12 protein-coding genes and 2 pseudogenes are annotated in these 13,224 nt (G+C 39.0%); 9 read left to right on the top strand and 5 right to left on the bottom strand.

Going from position 1 to position 13,224, the window contains the following annotated elements:
• Positions 1-874 precede the first annotated feature (874 nt).
• Positions 875-1,792, bottom strand: coding sequence for a lysylphosphatidylglycerol synthase domain-containing protein (locus tag FCR06_RS04375; RefSeq protein ID WP_138497626.1), 918 nt, complete (start codon positions 1,790-1,792; stop codon positions 875-877).
• A gap of 343 nt (positions 1,793-2,135) precedes the next feature.
• On the opposite strand from FCR06_RS04375, the pseudogene FCR06_RS04370 reads away from it, so the two are divergent.
• Together FCR06_RS04370 and FCR06_RS04365 are read left to right on the top strand one after the other, a co-directional pair.
• A pseudogene (locus tag FCR06_RS04370) lies at positions 2,136-2,703 on the top strand (DUF6658 family protein).
• 99 nt (positions 2,704-2,802) lie between these two features.
• Positions 2,803-3,366: a hypothetical protein gene (locus FCR06_RS04365; RefSeq protein ID WP_138497625.1), complete on the top strand. Its 564-nt coding sequence runs from the start codon at positions 2,803-2,805 to the stop codon at positions 3,364-3,366.
• A gap of 352 nt (positions 3,367-3,718) precedes the next feature.
• Here the strand turns inward: FCR06_RS04365 and larC are convergent, their stop codons facing one another.
• Positions 3,719-4,999 (bottom strand): nickel pincer cofactor biosynthesis protein LarC, encoded by a 1,281-nt coding sequence (gene larC / locus FCR06_RS04360; protein ID WP_138497624.1) that lies wholly within the window; start codon positions 4,997-4,999, stop codon positions 3,719-3,721.
• A 95-nt stretch (positions 5,000-5,094) separates the two neighbouring features.
• On the opposite strand from larC, the gene FCR06_RS04355 reads away from it, so the two are divergent.
• The 3 genes from FCR06_RS04355 (at position 5,095) to FCR06_RS04345 (ending at position 8,025) form a co-directional block, all read left to right on the top strand.
• Positions 5,095-5,754: an L-threonylcarbamoyladenylate synthase gene (locus FCR06_RS04355; RefSeq protein WP_138497623.1), complete on the top strand. Its 660-nt coding sequence runs from the start codon at positions 5,095-5,097 to the stop codon at positions 5,752-5,754.
• 384 nt (positions 5,755-6,138) lie between these two features.
• Entirely contained in the window at positions 6,139-7,359 is a 1,221-nt protein-coding gene (locus FCR06_RS04350; protein ID WP_138497622.1) for a HetZ-related protein, read from the top strand.
• 189 nt (positions 7,360-7,548) lie between these two features.
• Positions 7,549-8,025, top strand: a complete 477-nt coding sequence (locus tag FCR06_RS04345) for a PD-(D/E)XK nuclease superfamily protein (RefSeq protein ID WP_138497621.1) — start codon at positions 7,549-7,551, stop codon at positions 8,023-8,025.
• A 95-nt stretch (positions 8,026-8,120) separates the two neighbouring features.
• On the opposite strand, the gene FCR06_RS04340 is transcribed toward FCR06_RS04345, so the two are convergent.
• A complete protein-coding gene (locus FCR06_RS04340) occupies positions 8,121-9,023 on the bottom strand; it encodes a DNA adenine methylase (protein ID WP_138497620.1) in 903 nt (300 codons plus the stop codon).
• Between the two features lie 165 nt (positions 9,024-9,188).
• On the opposite strand from FCR06_RS04340, the gene FCR06_RS04335 reads away from it, so the two are divergent.
• From FCR06_RS04335 to FCR06_RS04325, 3 genes are all read left to right on the top strand, one after another.
• On the top strand, positions 9,189-9,395 hold the full coding sequence (locus FCR06_RS04335; protein ID WP_138497619.1) for a DUF751 family protein: 207 nt from the start codon (positions 9,189-9,191) through the stop codon (positions 9,393-9,395).
• Positions 9,396-9,505: 110 nt separating this feature from the next.
• The gene (rbfA, locus tag FCR06_RS04330) at positions 9,506-9,925 is read left to right on the top strand and encodes a 30S ribosome-binding factor RbfA (protein ID WP_138497618.1); all 420 of its coding nucleotides are present in this window, start codon (positions 9,506-9,508) and stop codon (positions 9,923-9,925) included.
• Positions 9,926-10,711: 786 nt separating this feature from the next.
• Positions 10,712-10,948 (top strand): DUF4327 family protein, encoded by a 237-nt coding sequence (locus FCR06_RS04325; protein ID WP_062297131.1) that lies wholly within the window; start codon positions 10,712-10,714, stop codon positions 10,946-10,948.
• Between the two features lie 434 nt (positions 10,949-11,382).
• Here the strand turns inward: FCR06_RS04325 and FCR06_RS04320 are convergent, their stop codons facing one another.
• Complete coding sequence (locus FCR06_RS04320; RefSeq protein ID WP_138497617.1) at positions 11,383-11,736, bottom strand: hypothetical protein; 354 nt, start codon at positions 11,734-11,736, stop codon at positions 11,383-11,385.
• 305 nt (positions 11,737-12,041) lie between these two features.
• Between FCR06_RS04320 and FCR06_RS04315 the strand changes: the two are divergent.
• Positions 12,042-12,242, top strand: a pseudogene (locus tag FCR06_RS04315) (cation-efflux pump); the annotation flags it as partial.
• Here FCR06_RS04315 and FCR06_RS04310 read toward each other — a convergent pair.
• On the bottom strand, positions 12,232-12,636 hold the full coding sequence (locus FCR06_RS04310) for a response regulator (RefSeq protein WP_138497616.1): 405 nt from the start codon (positions 12,634-12,636) through the stop codon (positions 12,232-12,234). The pseudogene FCR06_RS04315 and the gene FCR06_RS04310 sit on opposite strands and share 11 nt — an antisense overlap.
• Between the last annotated feature and the right edge of the window lie 588 nt (positions 12,637-13,224).

The raw sequence follows: 13,224 nt of genomic DNA, 5'->3' as shown, positions 1-13,224 counted from the left end.
GAATGGTAGACGCTACGGACTTAGATAACTGAGCCTTGAAGGAGAAATCCCTCAAGTGTAAGCTCTCAAACTCAGGGAAACCTAAATCTGGTAACAGACACGGCAATCCTGAGCCAAGCCGAAAAGTGTTGTAAGTGCTGAGTGATAGTAGTGAGTAAAAAACTCATAACTCCTAACTCATAACTCCTAACTATTCGGAAGGTGCAGAGACCCGACGGGAGCTACCCTAACGTTAAGTCGAGGGTAAAGGGAGAGTCCAATTCTCAAAACTTGAAGCGATTACTGTCATCAAGTAGTAGTGAAAACTGCGGGAGAATGAAAATCCGTTGACCGTAAAAGGTCGTGTGGGTTCAAGTCCCTCCACCCCCATTAAATTTAGTAGAAATTGACGATCTTGTTATGTAGTAACTAATTATCAAGGAAGGCAGAGGGTAGGAGGCAGAAGGGAATACTGACTCCTGTCGTTCTGCCTCATTTGATAACCTTTGCAACTGGCAGATTTTCTTATATTTTTGCCTTGCTAATCGCAGAGTTTTAAGTTTCATTTGGTATAAACATAAAGACAATTTATTTAGATATATTAAGGGAACAACAAAAGTAGTATTAAATCAATCTTAATTGCTAGATTTTGGGAAATTGAAAATCGGATAACAGTACCTCAACTAACAGTATTTACAAACTCTTATCTGACGACCAATATTTTTATTTGTCAATATAAACAACTGCTAAATAATTAAAATTAGGCAGATTTTCTGAAGTTGATTTAAAAAATCCGCTCGCAGAGACTGAATGCATAAGGAGAAGCGAAAAATACCCCATTGATGCTAACTTAAAATCAATGATTTGTAATTCCTAATTAAGAATCATGAATTATTTATGATTTGGCAAGCCCTTCGTGTAACCAAGCCAAGGCAGCACCAGCAGTTTCCGCTAGAATACTAATGAGGCGATATAGAGCGATCGCACTAAATATTAAGCCTGCTGAAAACTCGTATCGCAATAGTTGATAAGCAGTCGCTTCAAACACCCCTAACCCACCAGGCGCACCTGGAATCACTAACCCCAGCAACCAAGCGCAACTAAAAGCCCCTAGTAACAAGGGAATCTGATTCCAATTAACAGAATTAAGTGCAAATACAGTTAAAATAAACCCGATACCACGCAAACCTAAAAAGCCCAATTCGCCTAGTAAAGGTCGTAGAGGATAGCGTTTAATAGTTAAAACCACACTTGACTGAGTATTAGGGTCGGATTTTTTGGTCTTAAATTTGGATAAAAAGCGAATAGCTGGGTTCAAAAATCGGGGATGAACTGCACAAAGCACCACAGCTAAACTTACTAATTGTAAGGATTGTCCAACTACAGTGGTATTTGCAGCAAATTTGCTACTGAATACAATAATAATGATTAAAGCAGCCGTTGCCATGAGTAACGGTTCGAGCAAAACACTTAAGGTAGCTGCGCCAGCAGAAACATTGGCATTTTTGGCGGCAATAATTCGTCCGTAGTAATGCCAAATATTACCTGGCAAATACTTAGCAATGTTAGTTTTTAGGTAAACTTGAATAAACTGGGAACATGGTACGGGTTGATTTAACTCTTGTAAAACCCAAGTCCAAATCCAGCCAGCCCAGGTATGTGCCAGTAAAGTAACAACTGTTGCTCCTGCTATAATTGCCCATCCTACCCCATCAATGCGGATAGCAGTCACTTCAATCCAATTATCTTTCAAGGCTTTCCCTAAAAAAAATAAGGTTCCACCCCAAATTATCCAGCGTAAAAATTGCTTCATCAATTTAGTAATTTAACAGTTAAAGGGATAAGGGCTAAATACTTCAAATCTGATGATGTATAAGCTATATATCCAGAGCTTTGAAAATCTTATTATTTTTTTTCTCATATTTATAACAAATAGTTCTTACTTTAATTTATATCTCTCTATAGTTAGATTAAAATATTATTTTTGTGTTATTTAAAATGTGACTTGCGCTAGAGGTAAAGCTTATTTAATCATTAATATTCTTGATAAAGGTTATCAAATATTAGCCAACTAAAACAAGTACAACAACTTGCTGATAAATTAAATCATTCAGTAAATTTATTAACTTAGTTAATAGTTTGGTAAGGAGGATTTTGTGAACGCTGTGATAGTATTCTTGAAAAAACTACGATTACGCCAAACATTGACTGTCTTTTTAGGTGGACTATTATTGATAGTTAACACTGCTTGTAGTGGGGCAAATGCCCAAGGTGCAAATCCCCAAAATCCCGCCGTTCAAGCTGGCGGAGCAAACAATCCTTATAAGAACGGTGGAGATAAATATACCAACTATAGAATGTCCACCGATCCTAAAATAACAAACCCAAAAAACAATCAGGGGCGTGACCAAGCTAGCCTACAACTAAGCTCACAATTGTTGATTGCTAGGAATAAGTCAATCTGAGATACTTTATCCCGGTGCTGAGACACCAGCAGGTAGAATTAACAAAGATGCGGAACTGCCAATCATCACTGAACAGGACTTTCAACAGCCTAAACCCGGTGGTTTGATTCAAAACGAACCCAATGTAGGGACTCGCGTTAAAGAGCGGATTGAAACTATAAAAGAGGCTGTTGATAAGGCTTCTGGCTTTTTGAAAGACAAGGCAGAAGAGGGCAGTGCCAGACCTGAATTACAACCAAATCCAGCACTCAGCAGATAGAACTTTAATTTTGTCTCAAGGTTTGAGATTTGTAATTAAATCCAAATGCCATTTTGGCTGATAATTAACTTACGTGATAAAAATCCAAGGAGTAGAAGTATGAAAAAAGTAGGTACTTGGCTGAAAAATATTCGTCCCTTGAAAATTTTAACGATTTTTTTGGCAGGCATGTTTCTGTTTTTGACCCAAGCTTGTGGTGCTCCGGGAATAGCAACGCAACCACCACAGCCTGGCGCTCAAGCACCTAATACTGAACGGTACGACCCCACAAAAGATTATCCTCTATCTTCTCCCACTGGTGGAATAAATAACTTTAGTGATGTAGATCCTAGAGCATTAGATGAAAAAGCAGCTAACGACAGAGCTGATGCGCTGGTAAAAAATGCCCAGAAGAATATTGACGAAAAAGGAGTTAAAAACCCAGCAGAAGCTTTTCGCAATCTTCAAAAAACACCCGTTGGTGAAAAAGTGAAAGACCTAGGCGACAATATTGGTAGTTCAGTTCAAGAAGTTGGGGAAGGTGTAGCTAAGGGGACTAAGCGAGGAATTGAAAATATCAAGGGTAATACCCAGAATGCTACCGAAGATGTGACAAAAAATGTTCAGCGTGGAGCTGAAGATGCAGGTGATGCGGTAAAAAGGACAGTTAGAAACGTAGATTAAAATTAGTCATTCAATTCTCTTGCAAAAATTTTAAAGTGCCCAGAGGCTTAAATCTGGCATTACTCAAACAAAGCCTGCGTAAGCAGGCTTTTATGACTTTAAGTCTAACCCTTTTTAGTAAATTAAAAATGAATCACCTATACACGTTCGTGCAGTGTCTCTTAGACAAATGGCTTACCGCAGGGTAGACACAAAAAATACAAACAAACTCAAGATGTAAGAGAGTTTGGTGCAACTTTACAGTAAAACAGTATTTACCCAGGCTTTTTTGAGATTGAGAACTTTAGAGCGAACTTAATTTATTTAGCCACAACTTTCAAGTCCTTAGGCTTTGGCACAAGATTTGAGTAGCCTAACTTTGATTCTCTAAATACCAACGCTGTAGCGCTAGCCGTTGAATTTCCCGCCAAGGAATATTATGTTTTCTGGCTAATTCTGCACAATCTTCATATTCTGGCTGCACATTAGCAATAACTTTTTCTGGCGATCGCCCTTTCCATGCTAATTTGAGGCGCACTTTGCCATATTCAATTTCCACTTGTTGAATTTCTCGTTCTAAAATGGCGCGTTGCTGATTAGTTCGCCGAATACCCAGAGTTGTGGTTTCACGGAATATAACTGCTTCACAACGAAATAAATTATCTGGATGACAAATTACTGTTAACAAAATCCCTGGACGGGACTTTTTCATAGCGATCGCCACAGTAAAAACATCCAGCGCACCAGCCGCAAACAAGGCTTCAAACACATAACCGATCGCTTGAGGATTTAAATCATCAATTTGGGTTTCTAGGACGCATATGGTTTCTATATTTGAGCTATTATCGCCAGAATCATTGAAATCAGACTGTAAAATTGCGCCCTCGCCCAACCAGAGGCGTAAAATATTGGGGATGGGTAAATTTATGGTTCCTGCTCCTAATCCTACCTGCTTGATAGCGATTGGGGGTGGTGAACCAAATTCTTTGGCCAAGGTAGTGGCGATCGCGGCTCCTGTTGGTGTCACCAGTTCTCGCTCAATACCATTGCTATAAACTGGACAACCCCGCATTTCCCATAGCTTTAATACCGCTGGTACTGGTACAGCCATTTGACCGTGTGCTGCTTTAACAGTGCCGCCACCAGTCGGAAATGGCGAGCAATATAGTAAGGGCAATCCTAACTCGTTGCTCTCAATCCCTAACCAATCTAACCCCAAGCAAGTTCCCACAATATCGACAATCGCGTCTACAGCACCTACTTCATGGAAATGAACTTTTTCAGGAGAAATGCCATGCACCGCCCCTTCTGCTACTGCTAGCTGCCGGAATACTGCCAAACTCCAAGCCTGTGCCCGTGATGGCAATCCCGCTTTGAGAATCATCCCCTCTATTTCTGGTAGATGCCGTCCATGATCATCACTGTGTTCGCGATCATGATGGTGATGATGGTCTAGTAAGTGCACGTGTACTTTAGTCGCTTGTTGACCATTGCGTTGCACAAGTTCTGCTCTTAAAGCATATTCGCACTCAATTCCCAATCCATTGAGTTTTTCAATTAAATACTCCACAGGAACACCCAAACTGACCAATGCTCCCAAGCACATATCACCGGAAATTCCTGTCGGACATTGAAGATAAGCGATTTTTTTCATAGTTATTAATTATTAGTCATTAGTCATTAGTCATTTATTTTTCTTTACGTCCCTGCGTCCCCGCGTCTCCCTCATCCCCAATCCCCACCTGTCCTATGGCAAAAATTTTCCCAGTTCATCCGGATAATCCTCAAATTCGCCGAATAGAAGAAATAAAGTCAGCGCTTTCTAGTGGCGCTGTCATGCTTTACCCTACTGATACAGTCTATGCGATCGGTTGTGATTTGAATGCCAAGTCGGCGGTAGAACGAGTGCGACAAATTAAGCAGCTAGCAAATGATAAACCACTAACATTTTTATGTCCCTCGCTTTCAAATGTGGCAACTTATGCCTTCGTAAGTGACACAGCTTATCGAATTATGAAGCGCTTAATTCCAGGTACATACACGTTTTTACTCCCAGCCACTAAGTTAGTACCGCGATTGGTGCAAAATCCCAAACGGAAAACTACTGGAATTAGAGTGCCAAACCATACTGTGTGTTTGGCTCTGCTGGCAGCTTTAGGCAATCCAATTATTTCAACTTCCGCACATGTGCCCCCAGATGAAATAAATAATAGCTTAATTTATATAGATCCAGAGACTATTCAATCGCGGGTGGAGCTATTTGACCGTTTGGACAACTTGGTAGACATCATTGTAGATACTGGCGAGGAACCTACGTATGAAGTGTCTACTATTTTGGATTTAACAGCAGATGAAGCAGTAATTGTACGGAGGGGTTTAGGTTGGGAAGCTGCGGCAGCATGGGTATAAGAATGATATTTCATTAGCGCACGTCTTGGTTTCGGAAATTGTGATTTAAACAACTCCAGTTTTTAAATTGTCATAATTAATGGCGATTGCAGTGGGTATAACAGAATGGTGGCAACACTCGCTAGAGCAAGGCATTTAACAACTTTGAAAAAATGCTGCGTATCCATTCATTAGCATCAATGTGGTGGTTTGTGAAAGAACCGACACATTGTTTTAGCTGTAACTCTATCGTATTTCCTACAGTTTTAAATATGAGCTTTAGATGTGAGCATTACATGGGGCAAGTCTTGATGGATGAATGCCCAAAGATTCTCCAGCAAAGACTAGCCTTGATCGCTGTGTCTGCGTTGTAATTACGGTGCAATACTACTCTCTGGAAAAGTTATGAAAGCTAATGTCGCCAATCTACCAAACTCTACACCAGTTTTTGAGAATCACGTTTCTGGCGAAGAACTGCCAGCTAGTAGCACTGATACCTTAATTCAATTGCTGTGTCAAGAAATGCAAGCACAAGTGAAAGCAGCACCCAGGTGCGTCCAAGCTTTAGCAAAGCGCATCGCCAAGGAAGTAGAACGCATCTGTGATAAAAGCTCCCGTATTCAAACATCTGGACAAATTCAGTCTTGGCAAATGACGTTAGCAAGGCATCGAATGCAAAAGTGCTTACGTTATTACCAACTAGGCTCAAAACAAGGGCGAGTGGAATTACATAGCAATTTGGGGTCGATGGTTTACCGCCATGTAACTATATCCGGTTCGGAGTTGGGTTTTGACGCTCGTTACAGCCTGATTGAAGATTTTTTACAAGCATTTTATATTGAAGCGATTAAAGCTTTCCGCCGAGAAAACGAATTACCTGAGGATCACACGCCACGTACTCAGTTGCAGTTAGCTGAGTATATGGCGTTCACAGAACAGTACGCCAAACGTCGCATCAATTTACCTGGCGGTGCAAATCAGCAATTAATTATCTTGCGGGCGCAAGGTTTTGCTCGTCGTCAGCCCCAAGAAACTACTGTGGATATTGAAATGGCGGTGGAGTCTGCTAAGGGCGAAGAAGCAGAATCTTACCAGCGTAATTCGGCGGTGCAACAACTGCGATCGCAAATGATCGCCAAAGCTAGTTTCGATCCATCGGAAGAATCAGAACGCGATCGCGTGATTGCTGAATTGATGAAATACTTGGAGTCTCAAGGTCAATCTGACTGTATGGACTACTTAAGTCTGAAACTCCAAGACCTTTCAGCACCAGAAATCGACCAAATTCTTGGTTTGAGTAGCCGTCAGCGCGATTATCTACAACAAAGGTTTAAATACCATGTAGAAAAGTTTGCCAAGCAACATCATTGGCAATTAGTACATCAATGGCTAGGTGCTACTTTAGAGCAAAAGTTGGGTTTATCTTCCCAGCAATGGGAAACTTTTATCAGTCAACTCACAGAACAACAACAACAAATTTTACAACTCAAAACTGCACGAGAAAACGACCAAGCGATCGCCAAAGCCATCAAATGCACTCCCAAACAACTGCAAAAGCGCTGGACTCAGTTATTAGAATTAGCATGGGCTATCCGCAACGGTAATAGTGAAGCACAGACGGGTTAAAGTCCAAAGGAAAATTACTAATTCAACTAATTATTCATTCTTTATCCAAATTAATACACTTGTATTTATTTAGTACAAAAATACCAATATTTTGTCATTTCAACAAAAATTCATATTAAGTAACTCACCACAAATTACTGCTTCTATGGAATTCTATAATAAGCAGTACTTTTGGCAGAGGAATTTGAGATGGCTCTGACTCAAGGTGGGCGGGCAAATAAGGCAGGGAGAATTTTAGAAATTAATGTTGAAGCAATCTTGAATGGACATAATTATTTTCAAGTGGGAAATTATGTCTCCAAAGAATTTATATTAAACGCAGCTTTATTACCAAAACGCTATGGTAAAGAAGTTTATATCGGCACTGGAATTTATCATACCGATTTAAAGGTTGATTTTTACGTTGTTAGCTCACCTGCAATGCCATCTGGTTTAATTATCGAGTGCAAATGGCAAGAAAGCCCTGGTTCAGTTGATGAAAAGTTTCCTTATTTAAATATGAATATTCAGCATTATTACCCTGCACCAACTATCGTTATACTAGGTGGTGAAGGGATGCGAGAAGGTGCAAGCAAATGGCTAAAAGCAAGAGTTAGTGATAACCATAATTTATTAGCAGTTTATAGCTTAGATAGATTTATTGCTTGGGCAAATAAGAATCTTTGAAGAAGGAGTTAGAATTTAGAATTTAATTGTTACTAAATTGGTGAATCCAAGTTTTTTATATTAAATAATCGGTTGGATGATGCAATTTAAATAATTTATTCACTTGTCATTCTTACAAAATCTACGCTGACTTCTGAATTCTGACTTTTAAATTCTTGATTATCGAAAGATGTAATCAATAGTTCGTCAATCATACCTCGATTTTTAATGTTCGAGTTAATTGAACGCGCTGCTTTGATTGTGTATCTCTCAAAATTGATTTCAGTATAAATTTTTTTAATAAATTCACTATCAGAATTACATAGCATAACTTTGACACCACGACTTGCTAACTCTGCACAAGTATCTCTCAAAAGTTCTTGGTCTTTTTTAGTAAAACAATTTTGACTATAAGCAGTGAAATAGCTACTGTCACTAATAGGGTGGTAAGGCGGATCGAAAAATACAAAGTCATTACTGCTAGTAGCACGATTTAAGACTTCTGTAAAATCTGCCTGGTGAATTTCTACCTGAGAAAGTACTTTGGAGGCTAATTTAAGTAAATTTTCCGGACAAATATTAGGATTTTCATATCTGCCTAATGGAACATTAAAATTCCCTTGGGAATTGACTCGATAGAGACCGTTGAAACAGGTTTTATTTAAATAAATTAAACGAGCAGCTTTTTCTAAATTGGTACCATTAGAGTTATTTCTGACACTATAATAATAATCTTTATTATGTCGTTTTTTATGTTCTTTCAGGAGTAATATTAATTCATCGACGTTATCTCGAACACAGCAATAAGTATTAATTAATTCAGCGTTAATATCAGTTAAAATAGCTGTATTTGGTTGAAGATAGAAAAAAACAGCACCACCACCTAAAAAGGGTTCATAATAAGTCTGATAATCTTTGGGAAAATAAGGAATATATTGCTGAATCAACTTACTTTTACCCCCTGCCCACTTCAAAAATGGACGCGGGCTAGTTTCTTTGGGGGGCATTTGAATAACCATTTACCTAAAATTTTACGTAAATAATTGCGACTAAATATAGTTAATATAACTGACGAAGCATATTTTATATTAACTGAGTAATTTTCCAGCCACATAGATTACAATTGATGTAGATAAAGCATATTAAAACAAACGTAAGTCTATAACAAGGCAGTTTAGATTCAAATGTTTGACGGATTTTGGGATAACGTCTTTCGCTACCCCCGCTACTTTATTACTGTCCTCTTAGGGGTATTTATCAACACCTTTGCGCCATTAGTGCCACTCCTGAAACGCCCAATTACCCTAATCGCCCTTTTGGGTTTGTTTGTCGGCAGTTTGGTGTTTGTTACTCTCACTCTACGTGCAATGTTGGGTTTGAGTACAATCTAGGCTAGGACGAGGTGCTATAGTTTCTGCCCTAAAGACACTTGTTTTATGGCGTTATTTGCCATTGTGTTTATTATGATGTCGTACAACCTCTGTGAGGAGGCTAAACTTTTATGGCTACAAATCGCCGCGTTTCCCGTGTTGCTGAACTGATTAAACGGGAAGTTAGCCAAATGCTGCTCAACGGCATTAAGGATGACCGTGTGGGTACAGGAATGGTAAGTGTTACTGATGTTGATGTTTCCGGCGATCTCCAACACGCCAAAATCTACGTCAGTATTTATGGGACAGATGAAGCTAAGGCACAAACAATGGCAGGTTTAAAGTCGGCCACGGGTTATGTCCGCAGCGAACTTGGTGCTAGGGTGCGGCTACGTCGTACACCAGAAGTAATGTTTTTAGAAGATCGCTCCATTGAACGTGGTAATAAGGTACTGGCACTATTAGACCAACTCAACAATCAGCGATCGCCAGAAAATCCCATAGCAGTAGAAGACAGCACAAATCTTGATGACGAGGAATTCTCACAATAAGTAACTTAAATCACAATGTCACTTCAGAACAATTGACCTCAGCAAATCCGCCAAACACTTTACAGACGTGATCAGTCGCGTCTGTTTTAATATAACCATAAGCTAATTCAGCCATCGGTAGTTACATATAGTTTGTCATTTTTCATTCACCGCCTCCTTTATCTTCCCATACTCCCAGCGTCCCAATTTAGAGAAATTGTATTACTCCACCCTTATACAGATGTTTATCCAAAAAAAATCATGTACCATCATCGCTGAAATTAACCAAGTAATTCCAGATTTGTTTAAGAAATTGTTAACAGCTGCTAGCATAAAAGCCTTCATCGTGTAACTTAGCCGTTAGTTTTGCGACAGTTTATACCCTAGTTGCTGCTTAATATTTTTATCTTATTTACCTTGAGATAGATACAAACACTTCTAGATACAGCTTTAAGGCGATTATTTAATATGTGAGCGATCACTTTGTGTACTCTTGTCACTAACCAAATTATGCCTCAAGCCACTAAGGGCAAAACATAGAAACCTGTTGAATAAAAGTTACATCACCAAAAGAGCAGGTTTGGTTAGCTAGTTTGACATTGTTTTGTGAAGCATATTTTGAGGTAATGTCAGCTTTTGTTGACTTTCTTAACATTTCTTGAGATAATTTCCGGTGATGTAGCGTCAAAATGAAATTAGTTCCGTATAGCAAACTACAAAATCCTAGCCACAAGTAAAATCCCTGTCATGTTTGTTCCTGATAGCTAACGGGAACACTATCTAAGTGTTAATTTGTGAGTAAAAACCATGAGTGTGAATACGGTGCCTTCTATTAATTACTACTCTCTCGATGTGATCCAAGACGAAGCACGCCGACTAGTGCAAAAGGGAATGGTCAGCCGACAGCAGCCAATATATACACTCTGCCAATATATCCCAGCGAGAGAGTGGGTTTGCGTTGAATGTGAATTAGAAAAATGTGATTTTTTGTTACGCGATCGCATTGGTGATTTAATTGGTCGTGAACAATGGGATAACGACTGATCGACATTTAATTTCGGGTTTAAGATTGGGAGCTTATTTTCGATGTGTGGATTCCACAATCAACGATTTGACGACCAATCTGGGGGATAATCTCTGGCTTTTGGTAAGCATTGCCTGATGCAAAATCTTGCTTTGTTGATTAATACGGAAAAATTACAGTCTTAATTTATACAAATTTTCAGGCGATTTAGGCATCAGAACATAGTATAGCTGGTGCTACAACTTGAGTCTATTATGTAAATTTTCTTACCGGGACCGTTTCTAATGCTGAACTGCTCCGGTAATTTTTCTATAAATGTAGAGCATTGAGAGTGCTGTTAGCTTTATTCTCTACCTTGGGCTGTGCGAACGGGGTGTTGAGCCAGTGTTGACTGTTGACTCAAGAGTTATTATTTTCTCCTGTGCACCTGAAGCCCCTCTGCTTTCCATCTCCCTCATCCTACTTGGTCTAAATATTGATTAATATCATCAACGATCCGAGTCAATTCGGCTTCTGTAGTTACGCGGATGTTGATGTTGCGGACAGTTAGCAGGACTTTGGCTGCGAAGGGACTTGGCCAAATATTAGGATTACAGAAAACTTCTAAAAATACTTCGCCAGTGTAGCGATATTCTAAGGGAGGTTGGGGAGTCGCTTTACCCCCGCCTGGAGTGGGTTTAGCAGCGACAGCTTTTAAGCATTCGATTAATCGGTCTATTGCTGCTTTTAATTCTCGTGCTGCTTGGGGTGAAAAACTAAAAGAGACAGAACCTTCAATTAAGTTAAGTGTTAGAGGAGTTGAAGACATTAGCTTTATATTGAAACTTGTTGATAAATACTAATGTTACTGGAATAAGTAGTTAGCGTTAATACTTGGTCAATTAACAAATTACAGATGGGATGGATGCTAACAAGGTAAGACGCACCAAAGTAGTTAAAATAATTAAAATGTCAGTGTATAACGTGAGTCTGTGAGAACAACTTGATAAAAAGTAGTTTATCTGGAGGAGTATTATATCTGTAACTAAGCAAATTATTAATATAAATTTTTAATCCTGGCTGTTTGACTTGTCTAGAGGATTTATATACAAATAAAGTTAATTAAAATTATCTTCTGTCATTGGCGGCTTAATCGGAGTTTGGCTAAGTTATCAATGGATGTAGTGTTAGCTTTTGCTCTGCCTTTATTAGTAATTTTGGAGCGACTGGTCAGTTTTAAAAGAGAATTTACCTTGATTGGTGGATCGAATAGTGATCGCACCACAAGTAATTCATGCGATCGCTACTTTTGTCCCGGATGTGATTAACTCTTATAAGAAGCAACTAAATTTATCACGACTGCAACTAGTTCTCCTGGATCGATTGGTTTAGCGACATGAATCTGAAAGCCTGCTTCCAAGGCGATGTTACGATACTCCCGATCACCATAGGCAGTTAACGCGATGGCAGGGAGTTTGCTATAAATATCTGGTTCGAGTGCCCGGATTTTACGGATCAGGGTATAGCCATCTTCGTTAGGCATAGCAATATCACATATCAAGATATCAGGCTGCAATTCGGGTAGTACTTTTAATGCGTCTGCTGCCGATGCAACTGCTGTGACGGTTGCTCCATCTGCTTCTAATACAGTTGTAATATAAAAACGACTATCATCATCATCATCAACGACGAGGATGTTTAAGCCAATAAGAGGGAGAGGAGGTTTCATAACATGTCCATTAACGTTGATAAAATAAAAATTATTACTATTAGGACTCCTTTTTGATTTTTGCTCTCGCTAGGTATAACTCGAAAATGGTTCTTCTGTTTTCCCTACTCTGTACTATCTAACACCACTTAACGGCAATTGCTCATCGGGGACTAATCGCGGCCTTCGGGTTCCAAGAGTTGTAGTAACTGGTATGAGAACCCTTTTGTACGCACTACCTCCTCGACTTGGGGAGACTCTAATACCACAGTGGCTTCTTCCTGCGAAGCCAAGTAGTTCAAAATCAAAGCGGATTACTATAATGACTTGCTTGTTTTATTTTCTCAGTGACCATATCATTGGTAATTTTACTGCGAGCGCATCTAGTTTTCTAGAAAATAACTCAACTGTTTTAGCTATTAATTCGATTTACTCCTATTTTTGGCTAACATTTATTTTATTACTTAGAGCAAATTCGCTAAATATGTGTATTTTATGACATAAATAATTTTCATTTTCATCAATATTAGTTTCATAAAAAATATGATTATTCAGATTTTTATTTTAACACTTTATTCTAGTTAATTAGAGAGATGAAAGCAAAAACTT

The sequence above is a fragment of the Nostoc sp. PA-18-2419 genome, from assembly GCF_005869855.1.
In the GTDB taxonomy this organism is placed as follows: domain Bacteria; phylum Cyanobacteriota; class Cyanobacteriia; order Cyanobacteriales; family Nostocaceae; genus Nostoc.
The sequence above is the reverse complement of the archived record's forward strand: the minus strand, read 5'-3'. Positions and strand labels throughout refer to the sequence as shown.